Source organism: Alkalicoccobacillus porphyridii, assembly GCF_007293315.1.
In the GTDB taxonomy this organism is placed as follows: Bacteria; Bacillota; Bacilli; order Bacillales; family Bacillaceae_D; genus Alkalicoccobacillus; species Alkalicoccobacillus porphyridii.
Genome location: NZ_VLXZ01000043.1, coordinates 1 through 506 on the forward strand (window position 1 = coordinate 1; position 506 = coordinate 506).

At 55.3% G+C, this 506-nt stretch carries 1 rRNA gene; it reads left to right on the top strand.

The window, feature by feature from the left end:
• Positions 1–506: ribosomal RNA gene (locus tag FN960_RS23430) — 16S ribosomal RNA — on the top strand; the annotation flags it as partial.

Below are 506 nucleotides of genomic sequence, written 5' to 3' on the forward strand. Positions count from 1 at the left end.
CAGATGGGATTAGCTAGTAGGTGGGGTAACGGCTCACCTAGGCGACGATCCCTAGCTGGTCTGAGAGGATGACCAGCCACACTGGAACTGAGACACGGTCCAGACTCCTACGGGAGGCAGCAGTGGGGAATATTGCACAATGGGCGCAAGCCTGATGCAGCCATGCCGCGTGTATGAAGAAGGCCTTCGGGTTGTAAAGTACTTTCAGCGGGGAGGAAGGGAGTAAAGTTAATACCTTTGCTCATTGACGTTACCCGCAGAAGAAGCACCGGCTAACTCCGTGCCAGCAGCCGCGGTAATACGGAGGGTGCAAGCGTTAATCGGAATTACTGGGCGTAAAGCGCACGCAGGCGGTTTGTTAAGTCAGATGTGAAATCCCCGGGCTCAACCTGGGAACTGCATCTGATACTGGCAAGCTTGAGTCTCGTAGAGGGGGGTAGAATTCCAGGTGTAGCGGTGAAATGCGTAGAGATCTGGAGGAATACCGGTGGCGAAGGCGGCCCCCT